This window comes from Cryobacterium sp. TMT1-66-1, assembly GCF_004403435.1.
In the GTDB taxonomy this organism is placed as follows: domain Bacteria; phylum Actinomycetota; class Actinomycetes; order Actinomycetales; family Microbacteriaceae; genus Cryobacterium; species Cryobacterium flavum.
Genome location: NZ_SOGP01000022.1, coordinates 62,145 through 88,350, shown reverse-complemented (window position 1 = coordinate 88,350; position 26,206 = coordinate 62,145). Strand labels below are relative to the sequence as shown.

The window sequence follows — 26,206 nt, the reverse complement described above, 5'->3', positions numbered from 1 at the left end:
CGGTCCACCGTCTGGCAGCAACTAGAGTCGAGCAGGCGGTGGGGTCGTTACCCTCGAGTCAAAGGGGAACGCGTGCTTTTTCGCCAACTGGAATATTTTGTCGCTGTCGCACGGGAACGACACTTCGCGCACGCGGCTGCGGCCTGTCACGTTTCCCAGCCCGCCCTTTCCGCGGGAATCAGCAAGCTGGAGCAGGAACTCAATGTCTCACTGATCAACCGTGGTCATGCTTTTGAGGGGTTGACGCCGGAGGGAGAACTCGTGGTGATGTGGGCCAAACGGATTGTGGCGGAGCGTGACACGCTCAAGGCGGAGGTTCACGCTCTCAAATCCGGCGTGACCGGCGTACTGCGTCTTGGCGTCGTGCCCAGCGCATCGACAACGGTCGCGCTACCGGTTGCGGCGTTCTGTGCCGCGCATCCGCTGGGCGCGACACCTGCCAAACCGGCGTCACAGAAAGAGGCCACATGGCCAAGATTCTTCTCGTCCTCTACCCAGATTCCGTCACCGGGTACCCGCCGCAGTGCGCACGCGACAGCATCCCTGTACTTGATAACTACCCAGAACGGGAGCTCACGAGCGCTGACATCGTGATTTCCCAACCGTTCTGGCCGGCCTATTTGACCGCAGAAAGGATCGCGAAGGCGCCAAAATTGAAGCTCGCGATCACGGCCGGCATCGGTTCGGATCACGTTGATCTCGACGCAACAATCAGCCACGGCATCACCGTGGTCGAAGAGACCTATAGCAACAGCATCAGTGTCGCCGAGCACGCTGTCATGCAAGTCCTCGCTCTCGTTCGCAACTACCTCCCCTCGCACCAATGGGTCGTCAATGGTGGCTGGAACATAGCCGACAGCGTCGAGCGCGCCTATGACATCGAGGGAATGAACGTCGGTGTCATCGCGGCCAGCCGCATCGGTCGTGCCGTTCTGCGCCGACTCGCACCCTTTGATGTTCACCTGCACGACACCGACAAGAACAGGCTGTCCCCGAAATCGAGGGCGAACTTGGGCTGACCTTCCACCCGGATGCGGCCTCGCTCGTGCGGGCCGTCGACGTGGTATCGATCCATGCACCGCTGCATCCACAGACGCATCACCTCTTCGACGACGCCCTGATCTCATCAATGAAACGAGGCTCGTACATCGTGAACACGGCCCGAGCCGAGATCACCGACCGTGACGCGATCGTTCGCGCGTTGGAGTCCGGGCAAATCGCCGGATATGCCGGCGACGTCTGGTATCCGCAGCCGCCAGCGGCCGACCACCCCTGGCGCACGATGCCGCACAACGGCATGACCCGCCACGTGTCCGGGTCGACTCTGTCCGCTCAGACAGCGAGAGCACCGATGTAGTACTGGGGAACGCCGCGGTGACTGCGGTGGAATTACAATCCGCTGGTTTGGAACTGCTGCCCGGGTCCAGTGCCGAGGTCGCAAACACGTGCCGCGAGCGCCGGGTCACCGCAGAAACACCGGTTTTACCGGTGGGCGGCGAGCAACTCGCGGGTGAACGGATGCTGCGGCGCCGCAAAGAGATCGACCGCCGGCCCCTGCTCCACAACAACGCCCTCCTTCATCACGAGGATCTCGTGGCTCAGTGCCCGAACCACGGCGAGGTCGTGCGAGATGAACACCATGGCGAGTCCGGTGGATTCCTGGAGAGAGGCCAGCAGCGCGAGCACCTGGGATTGAACCTGCGCGTCGAGCGCCGAGACCGGCTCGTCGCACACCAGGATGCTCGGCCGCCGGGCGAGCGCCCTGGCGATCGCCACGCGCTGCCGCTGCCCGCCGGAGAGCTCGTGCGCGCGCCGGCCAAGCAGCCCGGTCGCCAGCGCCACCTGCGCGAGCAATTCCACCGCCCGAGCCGTGCGCCACCGGCGCGGAATCCCGTCGAGAGCGATAGCCTCCGACAGAATCTGCAGCACCGTCGCCCGCGGGTCGAAGGCGCTCAGCGAGTCCTGGTGAATGATCTGGAGACGTCCCCGCCGGGCCCGGCGCTGGGATTCCGGCAGGCCGCTCCAGGGCTCGCCGTGCAGCAGCACCGAACCGTGGTCGGGCGACTGCGTGCCCAGCAGCATCCGTGCCACGGTGCTCTTTCCCGAGCCTGACTCGCCCACGATACCCACGGTGTGGCCTGCTCGCAGTTCGAACGAGACCCCGTCGACGGCTGTCAGCGTTCCGTATGCCTTGGCGAGGTCGTGTGCAGCGAGCACCACGGGGCCCGGCTTCGGCGCCGTGGCCGTGCCCAGCGCGGCAGCGGCCAGCAACTGACGAGTATACGGATGCTGCGGCGCGGCAAACAGGGCGTCCGCGGCCTGCACTTCCACGAATCGGCCGTCCTTCATGACCGCCACCTGGTCGGCCAGCTGGCAGATGATCGACAGGTCATGGCTGATCAGCAACAGGGCGAGGCCAGATTCCTTCAGCTCACGCAGCAGTCGCACGACCTGCGCCTGCACCGTCGCGTCGAGAGCTGTCGTGGGTTCGTCGGCGATCAGCAGCGACGGCGATGCCGCCAGTGCCGCGGCGATAAGCGCGCGCTGGCGCAGCCCGCCGGAGAGCTCGTGCGGGTACTGCCGGGCACGCCGGGCCGGATCGGGCATGGCCACCTGCCGGAGCAGCTGCAGCACGCGGCGAGAACGGTCGACACGGCCGAGCTGCGGTTCGTGCACCTCGAGCGGTTCGGCCACCTCGGCGCCCACTCGGCGCAGCGGGTCGAGAGAGACCAGAGCGTCCTGGCTCACGAGCCCGACCCGCGCCCCACGGAGGCCCCGCCAGCCTTGCGGGGAGAGGGCTCGGGCGTCGACGCCGGCCACCGTCAGTTCGTCAGCGGTGACCCCGGTGCCGGCGAGCCCGATCAGGCTACGCGCGGTCAGGGTCTTACCGGCACCGGACTCCCCCACGATGCCGAGGCACTGCCCAGCCTCGATGCGAAACGACACCCCATCGACCACGGCGGCCCCGCCCGGCACGACGACGCGCAGGTTGCGCACACTCACGACGCTCATCGTTGCCGCCCCGCCGCGCTGGCCTGCAGGTGCCGTCCGAGAACGCTCGTCGAGACCACGGTCGCGGTGATCACGAGTCCAGGGAACACAGCGATCCACCAGGCTGTAGCGAGAAAGTTGCGTCCCTCGGAGAGAATGAGCCCCCACTCCGGTGTGGGCGGCTTCGGTCCGAGGCCGAGAAAACTGAGGCCGGCGGCGGCCGTGATGGCTGTGCCGATTCCCATTGTGGCCATAACAAGCAACGGCCCGAGCGTGTTCGGCACCACGTGCCGCAGCACGGTGACCGCCGGCGACACCCCGAGTGTGCGGGCGGCCTCCACGTAGCCGGCCCGCTTCACCACCAGGGTCTGTACCCGGGCGACGCGGGCATACGACGGAATCACCGCGATGGCGACCGCGATCAGCAGACTCGCCTCCCCCGGCCCGATGATCGCTATCACGATCAGCGCTAGCAGAAACTCCGGAAACGCCATCACGATCTCGATCGCCCGGCTCACTACACCGTCGCCGACCCGGCGCATCAGCCCGGCCAGAGAGCCGATCACCAGGCCCGCCAGGAGGGCAATCAGGGTAGCCCCGAAGCCGATCGCGAGCGAGTAGCGCGAGCCATAGATGACACGTGCGAACACGTCGCGGCCGGCCTGGTCGGTTCCAAACGGATGCCCAGGGCCGGGCGCCAGCAGCGCAGCGCCGATGTCCGTGCGCACGGGATCAGCCCCGGTGAACAACCGAGGAAACAATGCGGACAGCAAGAGGAGCAGTAGGAGGCCGGCGGCCACCCAGAGGGCCGGTGTGGGCATCCGGGTCACGCGTCGGGTGCGGGCGGTTCGGGAGCGCGCGGCGGCGAGAATGCTCACGCGTAGGCCTGCTCGGTCGCCAGGCGCGGGTCGAGACGGTCGGCCACGAAGTCGACCAGCAGGTTGACCAACGAGAACGACACTGCGGCGAGCACAATAATGCCCAGCACCACAGGCACATCCCGATTGACGATGGCGTTCAGGGCCACGCGTCCGAGTCCGGGACGGGCGAAGACGGTCTCTACCAGCACCGAACCGCCGAGCAAGGAACCGACGATGTAACCCGTGAGGGTGACGCTGTTCGCTGCGGCGTGGCGCAGGGTATGCCGCAGCACGAGGCGGGTCTGGCTCGCTCCACGGGCGCGCACGGTGTCGACGAAGGGCAGAGCGGCCGCGTCGTCGAGGCCCTGGCGCAACACCTGGCTGAGAATGCCGGCCACCGGAATGGCGAGGGTCACGGCGGGCAGCACGAGCGCGCCGAACCCGGCGGTGGCGACCACGGGGAACCAACCCAGTCCAAAGCCGAAAACACCAATCAGCACCAGGCCGATCCAAAACGTGGGCGAGGACACCGCCACGAGCTCGAGCAGGCCAGCCACCGGGCCGGTGCGCCTGCCGCGGCCGAGCAGCGCCGACGCGAACGCGAGCAGCACGGCGAACGAGATGGCGAGGCCCATCAGTTGCATCGTCGGCGCGAGTTGCTGGCCGATCACCGCGGCGACGGGTTGCTGCATGCGATACGACGTGCCGAGGTCACCCTGCAGCAGGCGGCCGAGGTAGTGGAAATACTGCAGGAGAAGCGGGTCGGCGAGGCCCCAGTCTGCTCGGATCTGGTCGCGCACTCGCTGCGACACGTTGCCGAGCCCCACGAGCACGTTCACCGGGTCGCCGGGGATCAACCGCAGCGAGAAGAAGCCCACGGTGGCGGCGCCCCACACCACGAGGATCATGCCGCCGATCCGGCCGGCCAGGCGGGCGCCCGGTCGGCCGGATCGACGCGCACGGCCCTCGCGGTGCGCGGTCACGGCGCGGTCGTGAGGGACGCCTCGTAGAAGAGCGGCTGCCCGTACAGATCGAAGCTCAGGTTCTCGATGGTCTTGCTGTAGGCGGTGATGGCGGTGGGTACCGTGATCGGCACCATGACCACATGGGTCGCGTTCCACTGCTGCAGCTGCTGGTAGAGCGCTTCGCGTTCGGTCGGATCGCTCGTGGCGATGGCGTCGTCGAGCAGCTGGTCGACGACCGGGTCGGCCGTAGACGAGCCGTTCTTATAGCCGCCGCTGTGCAGGTGGGCGCGCAGGACGTCGGCGTCGACGCTGGGGAAACTCCAGTCGGACAGGTCATAGTCGCGTGCTTCGAAGGCCTCGTAGTATTGGGCGATCTCACGGTTGTCGCGCACGATTTCGAACCCGATGTCGCGCAGGTCAGACTGCACCACGTCGCCGAGGCTTGCGTTGGCGTCGGAGACCGGGGTGTAGGCGAGCCACTGGGCGCTCAGTCGGGCTCCACCTTTGGTGCGGTAGCCCTCGGAGTCGCGCTCGGTCCAGCCGGACGCATCAAGCAGCGCATTGGCCTGGTCTGGGTCGAACGCCCAGCTGTCTTCGAGGCTCGGGTCGTAGGAGTTGGGCGTGGCCGGGGAGAGGATACTCCAGGCGCGCTCCGCTTGTCCCTGGTAGATGGTCTCGACGGCCGGACCGATGTCGACCCCGAGCGCGAAGGCACGGCGCACGTTCTCGTCGGCGAAGACGCCGTGCGCCCCGTTCAGGAACAGGGTGTACGGCAGGCCAGGCATCGTCACGTTCTGGATGGAGAAGTCGTCGCCGATCTGGCTGACTGTGTTCGGAGTGATGTCGCTGGCGATCTGCGCCTGGCCGCTCGTGAGGGCGCCCGTGCGCACCGAGGATTCGGGAAGGATGCGGAACTCGAGCGTGTCGATGGCGGGCGCGCCCTGATGAGAGCTGCCCTCCGGCGCCCAGTCGTAGTTTTCATTTGCGGTGAAGACGATGCTCTGGTCTGGCGTATATTCGCTCAGCACGTAAGGTCCGGTTCCCACCGAAATGCCCGGTCCACCGGCCGAAAGCTGCGCCGCGTTGTCCCGCAGAGTGGCCGGCGAGTAGAAGCCAAGCTTGGCGGTGCTCACCGCCTGCAGGAATGGCGCGTACGGCTGGCTGAAGTTCACCCGAACGGTGAATTCGTCGATGACCTCGGTGCCAGCGTAGAAGCCGCCGGTTTCGGCGTACCCGATCAGACTGGCAGCATCCGCTGACGCCGTCTCTGGGGCGACGACGTGCTCGAAATTAGCCTTGACGGCCTCGGCGTTGAAGGGTTCGCCGTCGTGGAACGTGACATCGCCCCGCAGATCGAACGTGTAGTGCAGGCCGTCGTCCGAGATCTGCCAGGACGTGGCGAGCCATGGCACGAACGAGCCGTCGGCTTTCTCATAGACGAGGGAGTCGAAGGAGTTGCGCATCACGAGGGCGGTGGCCTGGAACGCCGACGAGTGGATGTCCATCTTGCCGCCGCTGAGCGTGCCGCCGTTGATGGCGTAGGTCAGCGTATTCGCGTTGGCGGGGGCATTCGGGGAGGTGGCAGCGCATCCGGAAACCAGAGCGATGGCGGCAATGACGGCGGCGGCGGCGCGAAGTCGGGATGTTGAATGTGCGCGAGTGCGCATAGGTGGGGTCTCTTCTCAGGTACTGGTCGAACGGTGACGCATGTTGACTCCGCCTGGCGGTGGGCTATTAACATGACGTAAGCATGTCCTAATTTAACAGCGACAGCAAATGACCGTCACCAACTATCTACCGAATCTCGGTCAGGTAGGTGGTGTAACCGGCCCCGCGCAAGGCGGCACGGATCGGTTCGGCGCCAGCGGACCCAGCCACGGCGATCATCGCGCCGCCTCCGCCTCCGCCGGTCAGCTTGGCACCGAGAGCACCGGCCCGGCGGGCGATGGCGACCATCTGCTCGAGCTCGGGACTCGAGACTTGCAGGGCATTGAGCAGGCCCTGGTTGATGTTCATCAGCTCGCCCAGTTCGACAGTGTCGCCCCGGCGCAGGGCGTCGGCCCCATCCCCGACCAGGGAGTCGATCTGATCGAAGATCGCATCGTAACGCGCGGGGCGCTGCTGCCACGCCGCGCGCACGGCGGCCACGGTGTGCGAGGTCAGGGCGTGCATACCGGTGAGACCGATCACGATCGGGATCGGATTCGGTGTGACGATGTCGCGAATTTCGTGACCACTCGGAGCATCCGTTTTTTTAAAAAGAATCGGCCGGCCGAACGTGGCAACGGTGTTGTCGATGCCGGACGGTGTGCCGTGCACGATCTTTTCGCACTCAAATGCCAGACTCGACACTTGCTCGTCGCTGAGCCGAATGGAGAAGCACTCGGCGGTCGCCCGGACGAGAGCGACGGCGAACGCGGCCGACGCCCCTAGACCGCTCGCTCGCGGCAGCTCAGAAAACACGTCGACCCGCACGCCGGATTGCGGCAAACCCAGACGTGCGGCGATCAACGTGGCGACCCGGTGCGAGACGTCGGCGCTGATCGGTTCCTGCACCGAACCATCCGCGTCCCAGTCGGTGATGATCGGCGCCTGCCCAGGCGTACCGCGCCCGACCTCGGCGCGCACCGTGAGGCCGATGGGCGCGGCGATGGCCCGCCGACCGTACACCACGGAGTGTTCCCCGAGCAGGATGATCTTGCCGTAACCGACGTGCCCGCCCGCACCCTGCGGTGCACGCGTGGGGGGCATGGCTGTTACTACGGCGGCGGGGGCGCTGGCGGCCAGCGGCGGGGCTTCAAGGTCTGCCAGAATTTGCCGCGCCTTCCACACCTTGATCTCGCCGCCGACGACGAGCTGCTCCACAACCTCATCGAAGCGCGCCGGGCTGGTGCCGGCGGCCACCGCGACCGCCCGGGCGTGCAAGCGCATGTGCCCGTGTTGGATTCCCGTGGTGGAGAGCGCTTTGAGCGCGGCCAGGTTTTGGGCCAGCCCCGCCGCCGCCATGACCTCGGCCAGTTCGCGCGCCGACCCGATTCTCAGGATGCTGTGGGCGATTCGCACGGCCGGGTTTGATTCCACCTGCCCGCCGACCGTGCCCACCTTGAGCGGCATCGTCAGCTCGCCGACCAGGTCACCAGCCGAGTTCGCCCGCCAGGTCGACAACGGCGCGTAGTGCTCACCGCGAGCGGCATAGGCGTGGGCGGCCGCTTCGATGGCTCGCCAGTCGTTGCCGGTCGCGATCGCGACGGCGTCGATGCCGTTCATGATGCCCTTGTTGTGGGTGGTAGCCCGGTAGGGATCCAGCTCGGCGAATTCGGCAGCCAGAATGATGCCGTCACGAACGCGGTCACCGGAGTACTCCCCGGTGGCCAGCGCTGCCTGCGGGATAACCGCGCGGGCACGCACGAGGGCACGATCAGTCAGGTTCGAGAGAATGCGCAGGAACACCCGCCCCGTGCTGATTTGCTCGACCAGGGGCGCAATGCTCTCGCACATTGAGTTGACGAGATTCGCCCCCATCGCATCGCGGGTGTCGACCAGCAGGTGCACGACCAGCAGCTCACCGTTCTGCGCCGTCGCTCCCCGCAAATACACCTCGACACCGCGCGCGCCGCCGCCGCGGGCGACCATCTTCGCGTGGCCGCTGTTGGCGAGCCGCAGAATTTGTTCCGTCTGCGCGAGCAGAGCTAGACGCGCCAACGCCGGGTCGGCGACGTCAACGACCTGCACCTGGCCGATTAGCAGCGGCTCATCGGCCGTGCTGGTAAAACCGCCGTTTTGGCGCACCAGAAGTGCGGTGGAACTGACCGCCGCCACGATGGACGGTTCCTCCACCACCATGGGAATCAGGTAGTCGCGACCGTTGATCTGAAAATTGAGCCCGAGCCCCATTGGCAGGGAAAACACGCCGATCACGTTTTCGGTCAGTCGGTCAGCGGTTTCGGCGTCGAGCAGCCCGGTACCCGGCTGCAACATGGCATAGTCGGCATCGTTCAACGTGCCGCGTTTGTGCAACAAATCCAGTCGTTTCTGCACCGACAGCTGATAGAACTTCGCGATGCGGGAGCCGGTCATGACCGGGCCCCTGGCGCGCCGAATTTCAACGGCACAACGGATGCCCCGGCGTCGGCCAGCGCACTTTCGAGGCGTTCGGCGGGCGCGCCGCTCGCGCTGAAGGCGAGCCCGACGTCGCCGCCGCCGGCGCCGGAGGTCTTGAACACGCCGCCAGCACGCTCGGCCACCGCGCGTAGCTCAAGGTGGCGCTCGGTCACGATGCCGGCCTGGGCGTGGGCGTCGAGCAGGGCCAGCGCCGTGAAGTAGTCATCGACCAGGCGCAGAAAACCGTCGCGGTCGGCGAGCGCTGAGTGCGCCGAGTGGGCGAGGCGGATCAGGCGCGCCAGGTCCTGGTCGTGCTGCGCCGGATTCTGCACGGCAAAATCGTTGACCCGACCGACCAGATCGGTCGTCGCCGAGCCAGCACCGGTAACCACGGCCACAAGGCTGAGGTCGCTGGGCCACTGCATCTGCACGGGCGGAGTCTCGACGGTGTAGGAGAGCAGACCGCCGTACACGCTCGCGGCGACATCTCCGCCGCTGCCCGTGCCGTGTTGCGCGGCCCGATGGGCCGAATGAGCCAGAGTGAACAGCGCCTCCCGATCGAGGTGAAGCCCGGAGGCCTCTGCCAGGGCCGCAGTGAGCGCGCTGGCCACCGCGGCGCTTGATCCGAGCCCCAATTTATGGCCATCGCGCACGAATGACGAGCTGTCCATGCTGATCTCAAACGGGCCAGAGCCGGCTGTACCCGCCCGCACCGCCACACGCACCGCGTCGAACAGGCGCAGGGTCGAACGGGTATCCGCGTCGAGGGTGGCGGGAAGACGACCTTCCTCATCGAGGTCGAGATGCTGGATGCCCACGCTGGGGGCGTGCAGCCGCCACGACCCGGCAGGTATGACGGTAACGGTCACCCGACGATCGACGGCTGCCAGCAGCGCCGGCGCCCCGTGCAAGACGGCATACTCCCCAAGCAGAAACAATTTTCCGGGTGCCGACGACGAAAAGGATGCCACGTCAGTCCAACCGGTAGGCGCTCGGGCCGAGAGCACTCGGGCGTACCTCGTGCACTCCGGCAACGTTCGACAGCGCCTCCTGAACCAGGGGCACATCCCCGGGTAGGCAGAGCACCTTCAGCTGCGGCCCGGCGTCGATGGTGAAGTAGGCCGGCACGCCGGACGCGCGCAGATCCCGAACGGCGTGCATCGCCGCGACCGTCGCGGCGTTCCAATAGATCAGCGCCGGCCGGGTGGTCAGCATCAGGGCGTGCAGCTTGAGGCAGTTGTACTCGGAGAGTTCGCCCAGCCGCACGAAGTCGCGGGCGGCGATCGCGGCCCGCATATCAGCGAGATCACCGGGGGCCGTCGCCAGCCAGGCCGGATAGAACGGTGAACTGGCAGCGCTAGCCCCCATTCCGACGGTGGAGGTGATCGTTTTCGCACCCAGCTCGGTAATGACGACAACCACGGCGAGCGGCCAGTCCGCGCCGGTCAGCAGCTGCACGGCGTAGGAATCCGAGCCGTCAGCGGCGCTGCCGGCATGCATCTGGGCGTAGCCCCCGAAGATGGAACGGGCGGCCGAACCGGAGCCGTGCCTGGCCAGAATCGACAGTTGCCGGTCGGTGAGCGTGAGCCCGGCAGCGCCACTGGCAGCGACGGCGAGAGCGGCGAAACCGGATGCCGACGAGGCCAGCCCGGCTCCGGTCGGAAAATTGTTCGCGGACTCCACGACGGCGAACAGGTGCGTTCCTCGGGCCTGACGCACGAGATCGAGAACGCGGGCGACCTTGGTGGCCTCCTGCCGGCATCCGCTCAGCCAGAATTCATCGGCAGCGAGACCCGAACGAAAGGTCACCCGGGTATCAGTGAAGAGGGCATCGAGTGTGACGGAGATGGATCCGACCGCGGGGGTATTGAGAACGACATCGTTCTTGCCCCAATATTTGACCAGCGCGATATTGCTATGTGCGCGGGCGCGCGCCGTAGCGCCGGCCTCGAGGGTCTGTGACACAGGGCTGCTCCGATCGGTTCTGCCTCTATTTTAGCCGGGAGCCCCGACGGCATCCGGCCGAACCAGCCCGCGCCGGACTACTCGCAGCTTCGCCGACTAAAATGACGGTGTGTTCACGACCCGGTGCGGTCAAGCAAGCACCTGAAAAGTTAAGTAGACTCCGTTGGCTCTTGGAATAAGTGGTTTTTCCCTCTATCTCCCGCCGTATCGCGTGCAGCTCGAAGCGTGGTGTGCCTGGAATGACCAGCCGTGGGAGAAATTCCGCTCGGTGGTCGGCCGAAGTTTTCGCATGCGCGCCCCCGCGCAGAGCGTGTACACCTTTGCCGCCAATGCGGTGTGGCGCCTGATTCGGGACTACGACATCGACCCGTCCCAGGTTGGGCTTCTCGCGCTCGGCACCGAGTCGAGCACCGACAATTCTGCCGGCGCGGTCATCGTCAAGGGCATGGTCAATGAGGCCCTGGCCGCGGCCGGCCTGCCTCAGTTGGCTCGGGACTGCGAAGTGCCCGAATTCAAACAGGCCTGCCTGGGCGGCGTCTACGGCGTGAAAGCTGCGCTGCGCTATCTGGCAACGGATGGCCGCGGTCGCCAGGCCATCGTGGTGTGCGCCGATATTGCGGAGTACGCGCGCGGCGGCAGCGGAGAGCCCACGCAGGGTGCCGGCGCGGTCGCGATGCTGCTGGAGAGCGACGCGCGCCTGCTCGAAGTGGACCTCGCCGCAGCCGGCAGCGACTCCGACTACCGCGTGGCCGATTTTCGCAAGCCGTTTGCCCGTTTTCGCAATCAGCCGGCGCGCGATGACGGACAGGTGCAGGATCTGCCCATGTTCAACGGGCACTATTCCACCAGCTGCTACATCGATGCCACCCACCACGCCATGACGGCCATGCTGGAGAAACGCCCCGGCCGAAGCCTCGACTATTTTCACGACATCGACGCGGTTTTCATGCACCGCCCATACCACCAGATGCCGACGACCGGGTGGGTCATGGCCTTCCTGTTCGCTCTGGCTCATGATGACGACGGTCATGACCAATTGCGCGCACTCGCTGCCGACGCCGGTGTCGATGCCGATCTGCTCCTCGAGGAGCTGCTCGCGCCATCACCGTTTCACGGTAACGGCGCCGATCTCGCCGAAAACACCGGCGACGTTTTTCCCCTGGCCCGCAAGGTGCGCAACCAGCTGCGCAAAACCCCGCTCTGGGACACGCTCGTCGAGGACAAGCTCAGGCTGGGCTCCGAAGCCATGCGCGACCTCGGCAATCTTTACACCGCTGCCCTTCCGGCCTGGCTCGCCGCTGGCCTGCAGGAGGCCCTGACCGATCGCATCGAGCTGACCGATCAGAACTGGTTGGCCCTCGGCTACGGCAGTGGCGACGCTGCGGAGGCGCTGCCACTGCGCGTTGTCGCCGGCTGGCAAGAAGCGGCCAGGCGAATCAATTTTGAGTCAGCCTTGGTTGGCGCGATCGATCTGAACGAAGCGCAATACATCGATGTGCACGAGGGACGCCGCATCGAAAATATCGCCCCGCCCGCCCGCGATGAGTTCGTGATCGATCACGTCGGCACGTCGAATGGGCCGGACTTCTTCGATGAGGGCGTCGAGTACTACCGCTACGTCGTCGGCAGCGCCGAATAAACCAAACGGGGCAGACCTGCGCCGACCGCGTTCTGCCTCTCGCTGCTACTCGGTCGTGCCGATCGCGGGCTCGCCCTGCGCGTGCCGGGCACGCAGCCACGGAATGAGGCCGCCGACCAGGAGCATCTCAATCTGGCGGGTCGAAAGCTCGTGCCGCACGGAATAAGTCTCATCGCGGGTGGTGTTGCGAACGATAATCTCGGTGCCGTTGGTGAGCGCCTCGCGAATACCGTCGAGCACCAGCACGTCGCCCTGGCCAATGCGGTCGTGATCGGCGGCATCCGTGAATTGCAGCGCGAGCGCGCCGAAGTTCGCCAGATTCTGCCAGTGGATGCGCGCAAACGAAACCGCCAGCACAACCCGCAGCCCGAGGAATCGCGGGGTGATCGCTGCGTGCTCGCGAGAAGACCCTTGCCCGTAGTTCGCCCCAGCGACGATCATGTGACCGGTCGTGTCTCGGGTGAGTGCGGCGCGGGTTGGGTAGGTAGGGTCGACCTGATCAAAGGTGAATTCGGCGAGCTTGGGAACGTTGCTGCGAAACGGCAAGACGCGCGCACCGGCCGGAAGAATCTCATCCGTTGAAATATCATCGCCGACGATCAGGGCAACGGGAGCCTCGATGCGTTCGGCGAGCGGACCGAAGACGGGCAGCGACGAAATGTTTTCGCCCTTGACGAGCACGACGGTGAGCGATTCCGCAGCGGGCAGCGGCGCCTCGAGCATAGTCAGGTTGACGCTGGAGAACTCCGGCAGGGTGATCGACGGATAGTCCATGTTAAACAGGTCAGCGAGATCTCTCGGGTCGGTGATTTTTCCGGTCAGCGCGGCTGCAGCCCCGGTCTCTGGGGAGCAGAGGTAAACCGAGTCTTCTTGCGTGCCCGAGCGGCCTGGGAAGTTGCGCGGCATGGTGCGCAGGCTGATGCTGCCGTTGGCGGGGGCCTGTCCCATTCCGATGCACCCCATGCAGCCAGACTGGTGCAACCGCGCACCGGCCCCGATGAGATCGAGGGTGGCGCCCATCTTGGTCAAGTCCTGCAAAATCTGGCGGGAGCTTGGGTTGACGTCGAGGGACAGCCCGGGGAACGACTGCCGCCCCTTGGTGATCGCCGCGACGATCGCGAAGTCTCGCAGACCTGGGTTAGCGGATGACCCGATCACCACTTGCTCGACCGGTCGGCCAGCGACTTCGCTGACCGGAACGACGTTGCCCGGCGAACTGGGCAGGGCGATCAGGGGAACGATCGAGGCCAGGTCTATCTCCTCGGTCACGTCATAGGTCGCATCAGCATCGGCGAGTAATTCCACGAAGTCGTCCTCGCGCGCCTCGGCGCGTAAGAATGTGCGCACCTGGTCATCGGCCGGGAACACTGTCGAGGTCGCGCCGAGTTCGGCACCCATGTTCGCGATCACGTGCCGATCCATGGCGGTCAGGGTGGCCAGCCCCGGTCCGTAATACTCGACGATGCGGTTGACGCCGCCCTTCACACCGTGGCGACGGAGCATTTCGAGAATGACGTCCTTGGCGCTCGTCCACGGCGGCAGCTGCCCGGTCAGGCGCACGCCCCAAATTTGGGGCATGCGAATGTAGAGCGGTTCGCCGGCGATGGCGAGCGCTACTTCCGTACCGCCGACGCCGATGGCGAGCATGCCGAGCGAGCCGGCCGCCGGGGTGTGGCTGTCCGAGCCGACCATGGTCTTGCCGGGGATACCGAAGCGCTGCATGTGCGTCGGGTGCGATACCCCGTTACCGGCTTTGGAGAACCAGATGCCGAAGCGTTGGCAGGCGGATCGCAGAAAGTCGTGGTCTTCGGCATTTTTGCTGTCGGCCTGCAGCAGGTTGTGGTCCACGTATTGCACCGACACTTCCGTGCGTGCATAGTCGAGACCGAGTGCCTCCAGTTCGAGCATGACCAGGGTACCGGTCGCATCCTGGGTCAGGGTCTGGTCGATTCGCAGGCCGATTTCGGTGCCGGGAACCATGTCCCCCACTACCAAGTGCGAGGCGATCAGTTTCTGAGCGACGTTGTAGGCCATATTGACTCCCTTGCTCGTGTGCGGGTCCGGTGTCGACAATCACGCATCGACGTTGTGCGCAGAGTCTCAATCTACGCGAATGCGGGATTAACGACCAGCGTTTGAGGGCGTGTGAGCAAGAGACCAGTAAGGGCCGGCTGGCAAGGGACCAAGTCAGGCTCCCATACGATAGACCACGTGAGTAGTTACGCCCAGGTGCGCCCAGAACAGCGCACGCCGATCGCACGGTATCGGCATTCGCTGTGGTTGCTGACCGAGCGCGACCTGCGCGTGCGCTACTCCACCTCGGTGCTCGGCTACTTCTGGTCCATTCTCGATCCGCTCGTGATGGCCGGCATCTACTGGTTCGTCTTCACTCAGGTGTTTGACAAAAACGTCGGCACCGACCCGTACATCGTGTTCCTGCTGGCCGCCCTGCTGCCCTGGATGTGGTTCAACGGCGCCGTCTCGGACTGCACCCGCGCTTTTCTGCGCGAGGCAAAGCTCATCCGTTCCACCCGCATCCCCCGCACCATCTGGGTGAACCGCCTCGTACTCTCCAAAGGCATCGAGTTTCTCGCCTCGATTCCGGTGCTTGCCCTGTTTGCCATTCTGTACGGCGCCGAGCTGAACGCCGACGCGCTGTTCTTTCCCCTCGCCATTCTGATTCAGGCCGCCCTGACTGCGGGTGTCGGCCTGCTGGTCGCCCCGCTCGTGGTGTTCTTTCGCGACCTGGAGCGGGCCGTCAAACTCATTTTGCGTTTTCTGTTCTACGCCTCCCCCATCATCTACAGCACCACGGACCTGCCGCCCGAACTCCACTTCTGGGCCGCCTTCAACCCGTTGAACGGCATCTTCAGCCTCTACCGGGCAGCGTTCTTTCCCGAGCAACTCGACTGGTTCGCGGTCGCGATCAGCGCAGGTCTGTCCCTCCTCTTTCTCGGGCTCGGACTCCTGGTCTTTCGCCGCACCGAACGCGCCGTTTTGAAGGAGATCTAGTGGCCCAGGGGAAAGCGCCCATTCCAGGAATGCCGGTGATCTCGCTACAGGATGTCGGCATCCGCTTTCGCAGGAATCGGCGCGGACGTCGCAATTTCAAGGATCTCTTCGGCGCCAGCAAACGCCGCAGCCGGCCGGGCGAATTCTGGGCCCTGCAGCACGTCACCTTCAGCGTGCAACCGGGCGAAGCCATCGGTGTCGTCGGGCGTAACGGGCAGGGCAAGTCCACCCTGCTCAAACTCGTCACCGGCGTTGTGCTGCCCGATACGGGTACGGTGCACGTGATCGCGGGCGTCGCGCCGCTGATCGAAATCACCGGCGGGTTTGTCGATGACCTCAGCGTGCGCGACAACGTGTATCTGACCGCTGGCCTGCACGGCATGACCCGCAAGCAGATCGCCGCACGCTTTGACGAGATCATCGAATTCGCCGAGATCGCCGATTTCATCGACACCCCGTACAAGCATTTGTCGAGCGGAATGAAGGTGCGCATCGCCTTCGCGGTGATCTCCCGACTCGAAGAACCCATTCTGCTGGTCGACGAGGTGTTGGCCGTGGGCGACAAGGCTTTTCGGGAGAAATGCTATCGCCGCATCGAAGAACTTCTCGCGGGTGGTCGCACCCTGTTCATCGTCTCGCACAATGAACGCGATCTGCGGCGCTTTTGTACCCGCGGTCTCTACCTCGACAAGGGGGACCTGGTGCTCGACGGGCCGATCACCGACGTGCTCGCACGCTACAACACCGACTACGGCGTCAAGCCGGCGGCCTGACCCTAGCCCAGTCGCCGAGTCGCGAGAGCTTCCTGGGAACGACGAAAATCGATCGCGATGTAGGCGTCGCGAGTCGGCGGTAGCTGCTCAACTGCGAGACCGGTCACGAGCTCACTCAAGTCGAGTTGCAGCACGGCCGCCAGCCGAATAAGAGTGTACATCGTCGGGTTGCCGTGACCCCGATCGATGCGGGCGTAATTCGAAACGTTGAGTCCGGCGAGCAGAGCGACGGACTCCTGATTGAACCCGAGCGCCAGGCGGCGCTCCCGCAGGCGGAGGCCGAGCAGTCGGGAGGCTTCTGATTTGGGCTCAAGCATTCCTCAGTTGTAGTGGCACAGAGGACTCTTGACTAGCGGGTGGACATTTGGCGAAACATAGTATTTGTAGTTCGGCGCCCGCCCGCGCGTCCAACGCGCGCCCCTCTGCACCACGTACACTCGACGAGACGCAACCGAGGAGAGCGAGCAATGGCCAGGAAGAGCACACCGATGCTGTCGTCGACCGGCGGTACTCCACAGGGCGGCGCTCTGCCGAGCGGGTTCGTCAAGGGCTTCGATCGGGTTCTGGCCGTTCACCGACCGGTTGTGCTCGCCCATATTCGCAGCATCCGACGGCGCAATCCCTACGCCTCCCCCGAGCAGATCGTGCGCATTCTGGAAAAACGCTATCTGGCAGCCGTCACGGCCGGCGGCGCGGCTGTGGGCGCCACCGCGGTCATCCCCGGCGTCGGCACCGGCATCACGCTTGCCCTGTCTGGAGTGGAGACCGCCGGCTTTCTCGAGGCGACCGCGCTGTTCACCCAGTCGGTGAGCGAGGTACACGGCATCGCGGTCGAAGACCCGGAGCGGGCCCGCGCCCTCGTCATGACCATGATGCTCGGCCGTGAGGGCAGCGATCTGGTGCGGCAGCTCGCCGGGCAGGTGACCGGCTCGGGAACCGCACGAAACACCTACTGGGGTGAGCTCATCACCAACAGCCTGCCCCGCGCAATACTCGGCCCGCTGACCGACCGGCTCAAGAGTGCTTTTCTGCGCCAGTTCGCCACCCGCGGCAGCGCCAGCCTGCTCGGCAAGGCCCTGCCGTTTGGCATCGGAGCCGTGATCGGCGGTGCCGGAAACCATATTCTGGGCAACAAGGTCATGCACGCCTCACGCCTCGCCTTCGGCCCGGCACCGGCCGGTTTTCAGCCGGATCTGGAGCCCCGGGTGCGCGAGATCACGGTACGCGAAACGCGACGGGGCAGGTCGGTGGCCGCCGTGCCGACCGCGCCGCCGGCATCCGCTTCGTGGCCGACGGATCCCTCAGCCACGTAGCGTCGCGCGCCCGCCTGCTGCACGCGCTGTGAGCGGATGCTCGCGCTGCCACGCGCGCGTGCAGCAGAGGACCGCGCGTGCAGCACCTGGCCGCGTCGCTTCACTACTCGGCGTCGGGAATCGACGCCGGATCGGGCACAATCGCGAGATCAGCGTCGTGCACGGCCGCGAACCGATCCCACTCCACCATCAGGTGCGCAACGGCCGCGTGCAGTCGCTCCGTCGCGACGCCCGGCGTGGTGTCGCCGAAGTAGCGCTGCACCCACCCCTGCAGGCGTTCCACCACAGCCTCATCGTGCGTGAGCCGTTCGACGGCAGCCGCGATGCCGGCGGCGTTCTCGACGTGCAACCACTCGCAGTCCGAGAGATACCCGCTGGTGTCGATCACGGCCGTCGGGTTCACCGGTCGGGTGATGATGAGCGGCTTACCGGTGGCGAGTCGGTCGTAGACCATGGCGGAGATGTCGACGATGGCGATATCCGCTGCGGCCAGCTGCCAGCCGAGGTCAGGGCCCGCGTCGTAGACGTGCTGCGCGTGCGGGTCGCGGGCGTTGGCCGAAGCGATGGCGGCGATGATGCTCTTGTTGGCGGCACCGTAGGTGTGGTCGACGACGCCGCTGCGCGGGTGCGGCCGGTAGATGACCCGGTGGGTGCCGGTAGCCAACAGGGCGGTGACCAGGGCGACCCCGTGGGTCGCGACTGACCCGTAGGCGGCAGCGCCCCGGTCGCCCTCCCACGTGGGGGCGTACAGCACGACCTGGCGTTCATCTGGCGTGTACGGCAGTTCACCACTGAAGTAGTCGGCCTGGGGTCGCCCGATCTTGATGGCGCGCTTGTCGAAGTCGTAGTCCCAGAGCACGCGGTCCAGCCGGGCGAGAGCGGCGTCCCCGGCGACGAAGGAATAGTCGTAAGCCTTGAACTGATTCGTGATCATGTACATCTTGTCGCTCTCACCGTGGTTGATGAAAACGTGCCAGCAGCGCCCGTAGCGCATCATCTGGAAGTTGCGCGGGTTCTGGTTGACGTAGAACACGATGCGAATGTCTTGCTCGGCCACAATCTGCTCGAGCTGTGGAACCGTGCGCACATAGGCAACGGGAACCGGTGACTCATCCATGAGCTTGAGGGTGCCGCCACCGGTACGGCTGAGCAGGAGCACCGGCCAGGTCTTGGCGAGTGTGGCGAGCGGCTGGTACCACTGCCGCATCTGGTACATGTTGACCGGCCCGTCGGCAAAGTAAACGGCGATCTTGAAGTGATTATCTTCGCGCAGCTCGCGCGCCTTCAGCGGACCCCGGAGTCTGTGTTGGGCCTTGCGGGAGGCCACAACATCCTTGACCAGTTTGACTGCACGCCTGACGTCTTTCCGAATTACCACCGAACAAGACTACCTTCCGTTAAATGATCGGCGGGCGTCCGGCGCGGGTCATCCGCCAGACCGTGCGGGCTCGGAGCGGATGCCGCGGCCCCGGATCGCTCTGCCACCCTTCGCGCCAGCCGCCGAACCAGGCGCGCAGCGCCGGCCGGTTGCGGGGCGCCCAGCGCAGCACCTGAATGGCCGTCCACGAGCCCACGTACAGAGGTACCAACAGGGCGGGCAGATTGCGGCGGGCCAGCCAGACCCGGTTGCGGGCGTTCAGCCGGTAGTAGTCGGCGTGCCTGGTGGGCAGGATCACCGGGTGGTTGGCCACCAGGTCTCCCGCGTACCAGGCGACCCGGCCCTGGTCCCAGACCCGCCAGGCCAGCTCAATTCCTTCATGGGCGTAGAAAAACGGTTCGGCCCAGCCGCCGGTCGCGTCGAAAACCGCGCGCGGCAGCAGCACAGCCCCCTCCCAGACCGAGAACACCGGTCCGGGCGTGGTCGCTTCACCCTTACGGATGCGGGGAATCCACCGCCGCGGCGATTCGATTCCGGCCGAGTCTTCGACGCGGGGCTGCAGCAGCCCGATCGTCGGGTCGGAGCGCAGCTTGCCGATCGCCTCGATCAGAAAATTCGGGTCGGGAATGCTGGCATCGTCGTCGAGAAAAAACAGGTACTCGCCGGTGACGCGCGACACCCCCCGATTGCGGCCGGCCGGAATGCCGAGGTTGCTGGGGAGCCCGAGCGTCTGCACGCCGGCCGGCAGGTCGACCGGCTGCCAGCCGTTGCCGACACAGACCACGTCGAGCGTCACGCCCTGCTGCGCCAGCACCGAGCGGATGCCCCGGTCGAGGTCGACCGGACGGGTGCCCTGCGTGAGCACGACAACACCGACCGTCGGGACGGCCTCGTTAGGAACGGACACGTTTGGACGCCATGATGGCCACGAAATGCCCGATGAGTGAGAGGAAAGCGAGGGGAACCAGAACGACCAGCACGGCCCGGTCGACGAGCGGCTGCCCGACGAACAACCCAATCACGGCCGCGGCGAAGATCACCATGGTCAGTTCGACCGAGTGGTACAGCCGGTGGAACGGTACGAAGCGGGCCAGCCGGCGCACCCGGGCGATCAGGCTCGAGGTGGGCGTCTTCTCACCGTGGGTATCGGCGAGCTTGGTCAGGCCGGCATTGGAGCGGGCGACGTGCACCATGTCGTTGAGCGCCTTGTTCAGCACGATGATCAGGGCGAGCAGCAGCGCCAGGCTGGTCCAGAGAAAGTCGTCGGGCGATTCGAACGGGTAGGCGGCCGCCCGAATGCCAAGCGCGATGGGAATGAGCGACTCGGTGGAGTAGTGCCCAACCTTGTCCAGGAACACCCCGGCCGGCGAGGAAGTACCGCGCCACCTCGCCACCTCGCCGTCGCAGCAGTCGATGAGCATCTGCACCTGGCTGAGTGCGAGAGCGAGTAGCGCCCCCCAGATTCCGGGGATCAGCAGGGCCGCAGCGGTCGACCAGCCGGCCAGGATCATCAGCGCGGTCACACCGTTAGCGGAGATACGCGTCTTCAGCAGCATCCAGGTGAGGTACGGCGACAGGTCGCGCAGGTATAGGCTCGCCGTCCAGTGCTCAGCGTTGGCGCGCAGGCGCACCTCCGGCGGCTGGGCGACAGCGCGCAGATGCGCGATCGACTCCGGCCTGGCAGCGGGGTCGCGGGCGATATTGGGCGAACTGGTCATCTGCTCACCTTCCCGTGTGTGCCGTGATATTGCTGGTGAGTTTCAGGTAACCGAGCACGAACCCGATCCCCCAGCAGAAGTGAATGCAGGGTAAGACTACGAGAAAATTGAGGGACGCACGAAATCCGTCCGGCCGGGCAACTGCGAGCGTCGCAGCGACCACGATGAGCAGATACCCGGCGGGAACGATCAGGCCCAGCAGCAGCCACGGCGCCGCACCGAGGGCGGCCTGCACCACGCCGACGATGCCCAGGAGTAGTCCGAGTGCCACTCCCAGCACCATCGCCGGCGGCACGAAATAGCGGATGCCGTTGGCCGCCGGATACCGCCTGGCCAGCTCACCGCGCCAGAGCCCGGTCGAGAGCATCTGCCGGGCCAGCTGGGCCAGGGTCGGCCGCGGGCGATAGAGCACACGCAGTTTCGGGGTGAACCAGACCGTGCCGCCTGCTTCGCGGAGGCGACGGTTCAGGTCCCAGTCCTGGCCCCGTTTGACGCCCTCGTCGAACAGGCCGACGTTCAGGATGCTCTCGGTGCGAAAGCAGCCGAGGTACACCGTTTCGGCGGCGCCTTCCGCCCCGCCAACGTGATGGGGCGTGCCACCGAGCCCGATCCTGGTGCCGTAAGCGCGGGCCACTGCGCGCTCGAATGCGCTGATGCCGCGGGCATCCATGATGCCGCCGACATTGTCTGCTCCGGTACGTTCGAGGGTCTCGACGGCGATGCGGGCGTACTCAGGAGGCAGCACGGAGTGCGCGTCGACGCGGATGACCACTGCGTACTGGGAGGCACGGATGGCGATGTTCAGGCCGGCCGGAGTTGATCCGACCTCGTTGGCTACGACCCGAATGCGCGCGTCAACGGCGGCCATTTCCTCGACCAGTTCGGTCGTGCCGTCAATGCTCGGTCCGAGCGCCAGAGTGACTTCGAACGTTCCCTGGTAGTCCTGGGCGAGCAGACTTTCGACGGCGGCTCGCACGTGCGTCGCCTCGTTGAGAACGGGCATCACATACGACACCCCGGGAAGAAGACCCTTACCACGTTGGTGCACCTGGCTGGCCAGCTTTCCGGTTATTGGGTAGGACGATCGAGCCTACCAGCCCACGAAATGGCCGTGCGCCCGGTGGTACGCACCCACTGACAAACACATCGCGCCGCCGGACCAGCCGGCGACGCGATGTGGGAAGGAACAGAAGCGAGCGGTTAGCTGGAGAGCTCGCCGACCGTGACCGAGACGGTGATCGACTTGCCGTCCCGCACGTAGGTGAGATCGGCGCTGCCGCCGGCCGGGAGCACCCGCACCTGCGCGGTGAGGTCGATCGAGTCCGTGATGGGCACACCGTTGAAGTTGGTGATGACATCGTCGGCGGCCAGACCGGCCTTGGCAGCGGCGCCACCGGAGGTGACCTCGCTGATGAGCGCACCAACCGTGCTGCTGGTCGAACTGGACGCGTCCTTCACGCTCGCACCGAGCAGGCCGTGGGTGGCCGTTCCGTTGGCGATGATCTCGTCGGAGATGCGCTTGGCGAAGTTCGACGGGATGGAGAACCCGACGCCGATGCTGCCGGCGGCCGACGAGGAGGTGGTGCTGCCGGCGCTCGCTATGGCCACGTTGATGCCGACCAGTTCACCGCTGCCGTTGAGCAGCGCGCCGCCGGAGTTGCCGGGGTTGATGGCGGCATCCGTTTGAATCACCGGGAGCGCGATGCTGGCGGTGGCGGCCTGCGAGCCCTGCGACGGGGTGCCGTCCTGGTTCGGAAAGTCGAAGAAGAACGGGTTCTGGCTTTGGCCTCCGTCGGGCGTTGTGGTGTCTGGCGAGGTGGGGGCGGCCGAGCTCGCGACGGTGATACTGCGATTCAGAGCGCTGACGATGCCGTCGGTGACCGTGCCGGAGAGGCCGAGCGGGGCGCCGATGGCGATGGCGCTGTCACCGACGTTGAGCTCGGAGGAATCGCCCCAGGTCATGGGAGTGAGACCGCTCGCGTCAGTCAGTTTGATCACGGCGAGGTCGGAGATGGGGTCGGTGCCGACCAGGGTCGCGGCGTAGAGCTTGCCGTCGTTGCTCTTGACCTCGATTTTCACATCGGAGGCTGCGCCGTCGAGGGTGACCACGTGGGTGTTGGTGAGCACGTAGCCGTCGTCGGTGAGAATGACGCCGGAGCCGGTTCCGCCCGCTGAACTGCTGGACACGTCGATGGTCACGACGCTCGGCGAGGCCTTGGCCGCGACGGCGGTGATCTGGTTGACGCTCTTGGTGTTGTTCACCACGACGTTGCTCGGGCCGGAGGCCTGGCTAACGGGTACACCGTTGTTCTGGCCGTTCATCATGAGGGCGGTAATGCCAGCGCCGGACGAACCGCCGACGAGCGCACCAATGGCGAGGGCCGCGATCAGCGCGACACTACCCTTGCGGCGACCGGATTCCTTGGTCTTAGCGGCGAAGGGCTGGCTGGGATAGGCATCCGTCGGGTAGGAGTCTGCTGTCGCATAGGCCTGGGGTGCGGCGTTCGGGGCGTAGGCGGAGGACGACGCTGTGGGGGTCTCGATCGGGCGACCGAAGGCATCCGTCGGGTAGGAATCCGTGGGGTAGGCAACCGTTTGGTTGGCGGCGGGAGAGCTGTCAGCGGGGACATTGTCTGCGGGCCGGTTCTCGGCGGATGCGTTCACGACGGGCTCCGGTGAAACGGATGCTGCCGGCTGGCTCGGTGCTGCAACGACCGGCACGGCGTTCGATGGCGGCGCAGTCGGGACCGAGGGCGCGGCCGGTACGTCGGTCGGTGGCACCGTCGGTGGTTCGCTGGGCGGGGTAGCCTCGCCGGAATTATTCACTTCAAAAGCGGCGGCATCATCGGACCTGTCGGGGGTGGTGCCGGAATAATTGGTGTTGTCAGTCATCGGGTGCTCCTTCCAAGCGTTGCCAGCTTTGCGCCCAAACCTGAACGTTCGATATGTACACACTGAGAGCATTCAATGATCAAGCCGAGACGTTGCCGAGGCGATAGTTTGGAAACCATGCAGCACTCTTCATGGGTCGAACCAGCCCTGACCATTTCCGGCGCCTGGCAACGCACAGCCAGAGGTGCAGGACTTCTCGCCGCGGACGGCAGCGTTGCGGCGAGCATCTTCGCCGAGATGAGCGCTCTCGCCGCGCGCACCGGTGCGATCAACCTCGGACAGGGCTTTCCTGATGAAGACGGGCCGGCCGCGGTGCTCGAGGCGGCCCGCCAAGCGATCAGCGACGGAGTAAACCAGTACCCGCCGGGCCGAGGCCAGCCGATTCTGCTCGAGGCGATCGCCCGGCACCAGCAGCGGTTCTACGGACTGACTCTCGACGCGGGCAGCGAAATCCTGGTGACTGCGGGAGCGACCGAGGCTCTCGCCGCGACGATTCTGGCACTGATCGAGCCCGGAGACGAGGTCGTCACCTTTGAGCCCTTTTACGACGCGTATGGCGGTCTGATCGGCTTGGGCGGAGGCATCCATCGCACCGTGCCGCTGCGTGCCCCCGATTTTCAGCCGGACCTGGACGCGCTGCGGGCCGCGGTCACCGACCGCACTCGGCTGATCATCGTGAACGATCCGCACAATCCCACCGGATCGGTCTTTCCCCGCGAAACGCTCGAGCTGATCGTGGAGCTCGCCCAGCAGCACAACGCACTCATCGTCACCGATGAGGTCTACGAACACCTGACCTTTGGCGCGCCGCACATCCCGATCGCGACCCTGCCGGGAGCGTGGGAACGCACGGTCACCATCTCCTCGGGCGGCAAGACGTTCAGCCTCACCGGCTGGAAGGTGGGCTGGCTGAGTGCGCCGGCCGCCATCGTCACGGCGATTCTCGCGGTCAAGCAGTTTCTCACCTACGTGAACGCGGCGCCGTTCCAGCCGGCGATCGCCGTGGGGCTCGGCCTGCCCGATACATACTTCGATGGAATCGCCACCGATATGAAGGCCAAACGTGATGTGCTGGCGACCGGTTTGCGGGCGGCCGGTTTTGAGATCAGTGTGCCGCAGGGCTCGTATTTCATCGTGGCGGATGCGACACCGCTCGGCTTCACCGATGGCGCCGAGCTGTGCCGCAAGCTGCCCGGGCTGGCCGGGGTGGTCGCGGTGCCGATAGCCGCGTTCTGCTCCCCCGCCAACCGGGCCGAGTACGCGCCCCTGGTGCGTTTCGCTTACTGCAAGAAGGAGCCCCTGCTCGAGCAGGCCTCGGCCCAGCTGGCGGCCCTCTCCCGTTCATAACTCCTGCAATTTCTGCGACAACGGGTTCTGAACGCCGCAATGACGCGGAACTTTCGCTGACGGCATACGAATTGCAGGAGTTATGCACCCCAGCGCCTGAGTCGGGGTGACGCGGGGTTACGACGCTAGAGCGGGGTAGTCGGTGTAGCCCTCGGCACCGTCGGCGTAGTAGGTGAGCGGGTTGGGGTCGTTCACGGGAAGGTCGTTCTGCCAGCGATGCACCAGGTCGGGGTTCGCGATGGCGGCGCGCCCCACGACCACGGCGTCGGCCACGTCGTCCCGCACCAGGGCCAGGGCTTCGTCGCGGGCAGTGATGGCGCCGAATCCGCTGTTGACCAGGAACACGCCGCCGAAGCGGATGCGCAGGTTCTGCACGAATTCTCCGCGCGGGTCGGCGTGCAGCACGCTGAGGTAGGCCAGGCCGAGCGGAGCCAGACCGTCGACGAGGGCACCATAGGTGGCCGCGAGGTCGGTGGCATCCGTTTCGAGCGCGTCCTGAATGTTGTGTTCCGGTGAGATGCGGAGGCCCACCTTGTCGGCGCCGATCGCCGCGGCGACGGCGGTCACGACGTCGATGACGAACCTGGCGCGTCGTTCGGGTGAACCGCCCCAGGAGTCGTCGCGCACGTTGGAGGCCGGTGACAAGAACTCATGCAGCAGGTAGCCGTTGGCGCCGTGCAGTTCAACGCCGTCGAATCCGGCCGCGATGGCGTTCTGCGAGGCGAGCACGAACTCGGCGATGATGCCGGGCAGTTCCTCGGCCGTCAGCGCGTGCGGCACCGGGTAAGCCTGCTTGCCGTCGTAGGTGCGGGTGGTGCCATTGATGGCGATGGCGCTCGGCGCGACGACGGGGAAGCCGCCGTTCGTGGCCTCGTGAGTGACCCGGCCGGCGTGCATGACCTGGGCGACGATGCGACCGCCGGCGGCGTGCACCGAGTCGGTGACGGCTTTCCAGCCGGCCAACTGTTCCGGCTCGACCAGCCCGGGCTGGCCGGGGAAGCCCTGGCCGGCGTGGCTCGGGTAGGTGCCCTCACTCACGATCAGGCCGAGCGAGGCGCGCTGCGTGTAGTGCAGGGCAACCAGGTCTCCGGGCACACCGGACTGGCCGGAGCGGATGCGGGTCAGCGGCGCCATGACGAGACGGTTGGGGAGTTCGAGGTCGCCCAGGTTCAGCGGAGAAAAGAGATTCACGGGCACTTCTTTCACAATCAGCCGGCAATCAGACCGGACACGTTCGTTGGGGGGCACCAGG

23 protein-coding genes are annotated in these 26,206 nt (G+C 66.0%); 8 read left to right on the top strand and 15 right to left on the bottom strand.

The features are described from left to right. Positions 1-72 precede the first annotated feature (72 nt). Genes E3T29_RS15560 through E3T29_RS20505 form a run of 3 tightly spaced genes read left to right on the top strand, consistent with a single transcriptional unit; the run spans position 73 to position 1,357 of the window. Positions 73-594 carry a LysR family transcriptional regulator gene (locus tag E3T29_RS15560; protein ID WP_304997044.1) on the top strand — a complete coding sequence of 174 codons (522 nt, stop codon included), beginning with the start codon at positions 73-75 and terminating at the stop codon, positions 592-594. Between the two features lie 59 nt (positions 595-653). Continuing rightward, on the top strand, positions 654-1,019 hold the full coding sequence (locus E3T29_RS20510; protein ID WP_255575342.1) for an NAD(P)-dependent oxidoreductase: 366 nt from the start codon (positions 654-656) through the stop codon (positions 1,017-1,019). A gap of 26 nt (positions 1,020-1,045) precedes the next feature. Further along, a complete protein-coding gene (locus E3T29_RS20505) occupies positions 1,046-1,357 on the top strand; it encodes an NAD(P)-dependent oxidoreductase (protein ID WP_370449185.1) in 312 nt (103 codons plus the stop codon). A gap of 125 nt (positions 1,358-1,482) precedes the next feature. On the opposite strand, the gene E3T29_RS15550 is transcribed toward E3T29_RS20505, so the two are convergent. From E3T29_RS15550 to mvaD, 7 genes are all read right to left on the bottom strand, one after another. Next, a complete protein-coding gene (locus E3T29_RS15550) occupies positions 1,483-3,012 on the bottom strand; it encodes an ABC transporter ATP-binding protein (RefSeq protein ID WP_134346469.1) in 1,530 nt (509 codons plus the stop codon). Beyond that, positions 3,009-3,869, bottom strand: a complete 861-nt coding sequence (locus E3T29_RS15545) for an ABC transporter permease (RefSeq protein WP_241987852.1) — start codon at positions 3,867-3,869, stop codon at positions 3,009-3,011. The genes E3T29_RS15550 and E3T29_RS15545 overlap by 4 nt, the downstream gene beginning before the upstream one ends. After that, positions 3,866-4,834, bottom strand: a complete 969-nt coding sequence (locus E3T29_RS15540) for an ABC transporter permease (protein ID WP_241987851.1) — start codon at positions 4,832-4,834, stop codon at positions 3,866-3,868. The genes E3T29_RS15545 and E3T29_RS15540 overlap by 4 nt, the downstream gene beginning before the upstream one ends. Next, the gene (locus E3T29_RS15535) at positions 4,831-6,483 is read right to left on the bottom strand and encodes an ABC transporter substrate-binding protein (RefSeq protein WP_134346468.1); all 1,653 of its coding nucleotides are present in this window, start codon (positions 6,481-6,483) and stop codon (positions 4,831-4,833) included. The genes E3T29_RS15540 and E3T29_RS15535 overlap by 4 nt, the downstream gene beginning before the upstream one ends. A 127-nt stretch (positions 6,484-6,610) precedes the next feature. Then, complete coding sequence (locus tag E3T29_RS15530) at positions 6,611-8,893, bottom strand: hydroxymethylglutaryl-CoA reductase, degradative (protein WP_134346467.1); 2,283 nt, start codon at positions 8,891-8,893, stop codon at positions 6,611-6,613. Next, positions 8,890-9,888, bottom strand: coding sequence for a mevalonate kinase (locus E3T29_RS15525; RefSeq protein ID WP_166789935.1), 999 nt, complete (start codon positions 9,886-9,888; stop codon positions 8,890-8,892). Before E3T29_RS15525 ends, E3T29_RS15530 begins: the two co-directional genes overlap by 4 nt. Position 9,889: 1 nt before the next feature. Further along, complete coding sequence (gene mvaD / locus E3T29_RS15520) at positions 9,890-10,882, bottom strand: diphosphomevalonate decarboxylase (protein ID WP_092341493.1); 993 nt, start codon at positions 10,880-10,882, stop codon at positions 9,890-9,892. Between the two features lie 163 nt (positions 10,883-11,045). Here mvaD and E3T29_RS15515 point away from each other — a divergent pair, with 163 nt between their 5' ends. Then, complete coding sequence (locus E3T29_RS15515; protein ID WP_134346465.1) at positions 11,046-12,521, top strand: hydroxymethylglutaryl-CoA synthase family protein; 1,476 nt, start codon at positions 11,046-11,048, stop codon at positions 12,519-12,521. 45 nt (positions 12,522-12,566) lie between these two features. On the opposite strand, the gene E3T29_RS15510 is transcribed toward E3T29_RS15515, so the two are convergent. After that, complete coding sequence (locus tag E3T29_RS15510; protein ID WP_134346464.1) at positions 12,567-14,555, bottom strand: aconitate hydratase; 1,989 nt, start codon at positions 14,553-14,555, stop codon at positions 12,567-12,569. Between the two features lie 177 nt (positions 14,556-14,732). Here E3T29_RS15510 and E3T29_RS15505 point away from each other — a divergent pair, with 177 nt between their 5' ends. Then, the gene (locus E3T29_RS15505) at positions 14,733-15,533 is read left to right on the top strand and encodes an ABC transporter permease (protein WP_233197408.1); all 801 of its coding nucleotides are present in this window, start codon (positions 14,733-14,735) and stop codon (positions 15,531-15,533) included. A gap of 29 nt (positions 15,534-15,562) precedes the next feature. Beyond that, a complete protein-coding gene (locus tag E3T29_RS15500) occupies positions 15,563-16,306 on the top strand; it encodes an ABC transporter ATP-binding protein (protein ID WP_174776436.1) in 744 nt (247 codons plus the stop codon). A 2-nt stretch (positions 16,307-16,308) separates the two neighbouring features. Here the strand turns inward: E3T29_RS15500 and E3T29_RS15495 are convergent, their stop codons facing one another. Continuing rightward, a complete protein-coding gene (locus E3T29_RS15495; RefSeq protein ID WP_134346463.1) occupies positions 16,309-16,623 on the bottom strand; it encodes a helix-turn-helix domain-containing protein in 315 nt (104 codons plus the stop codon). 150 nt (positions 16,624-16,773) lie between these two features. Between E3T29_RS15495 and E3T29_RS15490 the strand changes: the two genes are divergently transcribed. Continuing rightward, positions 16,774-17,619, top strand: a complete 846-nt coding sequence (locus E3T29_RS15490; protein WP_370449184.1) for a hypothetical protein — start codon at positions 16,774-16,776, stop codon at positions 17,617-17,619. Between the two features lie 103 nt (positions 17,620-17,722). Here E3T29_RS15490 and E3T29_RS15485 read toward each other — a convergent pair whose 3' ends face one another. The 5 genes from E3T29_RS15485 to E3T29_RS15465 form a co-directional block, all read right to left on the bottom strand. Next, positions 17,723-18,997, bottom strand: a complete 1,275-nt coding sequence (locus tag E3T29_RS15485) for a CDP-glycerol glycerophosphotransferase family protein (protein WP_134346462.1) — start codon at positions 18,995-18,997, stop codon at positions 17,723-17,725. 19 nt (positions 18,998-19,016) lie between these two features. Then, positions 19,017-19,904, bottom strand: coding sequence for a glycosyltransferase family 2 protein (locus E3T29_RS15480; RefSeq protein WP_134346461.1), 888 nt, complete (start codon positions 19,902-19,904; stop codon positions 19,017-19,019). Continuing rightward, complete coding sequence (locus E3T29_RS15475) at positions 19,891-20,715, bottom strand: CDP-alcohol phosphatidyltransferase family protein (RefSeq protein ID WP_134346460.1); 825 nt, start codon at positions 20,713-20,715, stop codon at positions 19,891-19,893. The genes E3T29_RS15480 and E3T29_RS15475 overlap by 14 nt, the downstream gene beginning before the upstream one ends. Positions 20,716-20,719: 4 nt before the next feature. After that, complete coding sequence (locus tag E3T29_RS15470) at positions 20,720-21,775, bottom strand: glycosyltransferase family 2 protein (RefSeq protein WP_370449189.1); 1,056 nt, start codon at positions 21,773-21,775, stop codon at positions 20,720-20,722. Between the two features lie 140 nt (positions 21,776-21,915). Beyond that, positions 21,916-23,607 carry a S1C family serine protease gene (locus E3T29_RS15465; RefSeq protein WP_134346459.1) on the bottom strand — a complete coding sequence of 564 codons (1,692 nt, stop codon included), beginning with the start codon at positions 23,605-23,607 and terminating at the stop codon, positions 21,916-21,918. Positions 23,608-23,754: 147 nt separating this feature from the next. Between E3T29_RS15465 and E3T29_RS15460 the strand changes: the two genes are divergently transcribed. Continuing rightward, the gene (locus tag E3T29_RS15460; protein WP_134346596.1) at positions 23,755-24,954 is read left to right on the top strand and encodes an aminotransferase class I/II-fold pyridoxal phosphate-dependent enzyme; all 1,200 of its coding nucleotides are present in this window, start codon (positions 23,755-23,757) and stop codon (positions 24,952-24,954) included. A gap of 117 nt (positions 24,955-25,071) precedes the next feature. Here E3T29_RS15460 and E3T29_RS15455 read toward each other — a convergent pair whose 3' ends face one another. Next, a complete protein-coding gene (locus E3T29_RS15455) occupies positions 25,072-26,145 on the bottom strand; it encodes an alkene reductase (protein WP_092341502.1) in 1,074 nt (357 codons plus the stop codon). Positions 26,146-26,206: the final 61 nt, after the last annotated feature.

Excerpts from the sequence above, each read along its gene's own strand:
- E3T29_RS15500 (WP_174776436.1), top strand. The coding sequence starts at position 15,563 with ATGCCGGTGATCTCGCTACAGGATGTCGGCATCCGCTTTCGCAGGAAT.
- E3T29_RS15535 (WP_134346468.1), bottom strand. The coding sequence starts at position 6,483 with ATGCGCACTCGCGCACATTCAACATCCCGACTTCGCGCCGCCGCCGCC.
- E3T29_RS15530 (WP_134346467.1), bottom strand. The coding sequence starts at position 8,893 with ATGACCGGCTCCCGCATCGCGAAGTTCTATCAGCTGTCGGTGCAGAAA.
- E3T29_RS15465 (WP_134346459.1), bottom strand. The coding sequence starts at position 23,607 with ATGACTGACAACACCAATTATTCCGGCACCACCCCCGACAGGTCCGAT.
- E3T29_RS15475 (WP_134346460.1), bottom strand. The coding sequence starts at position 20,715 with ATGACCAGTTCGCCCAATATCGCCCGCGACCCCGCTGCCAGGCCGGAG.
- E3T29_RS15490 (WP_370449184.1), top strand. The coding sequence starts at position 16,774 with ATGGCCAGGAAGAGCACACCGATGCTGTCGTCGACCGGCGGTACTCCA.
- E3T29_RS15550 (WP_134346469.1), bottom strand. The coding sequence starts at position 3,012 with ATGAGCGTCGTGAGTGTGCGCAACCTGCGCGTCGTCGTGCCGGGCGGG.
- E3T29_RS15495 (WP_134346463.1), bottom strand. The coding sequence starts at position 16,623 with ATGCTTGAGCCCAAATCAGAAGCCTCCCGACTGCTCGGCCTCCGCCTG.
- E3T29_RS15510 (WP_134346464.1), bottom strand. The coding sequence starts at position 14,555 with ATGGCCTACAACGTCGCTCAGAAACTGATCGCCTCGCACTTGGTAGTG.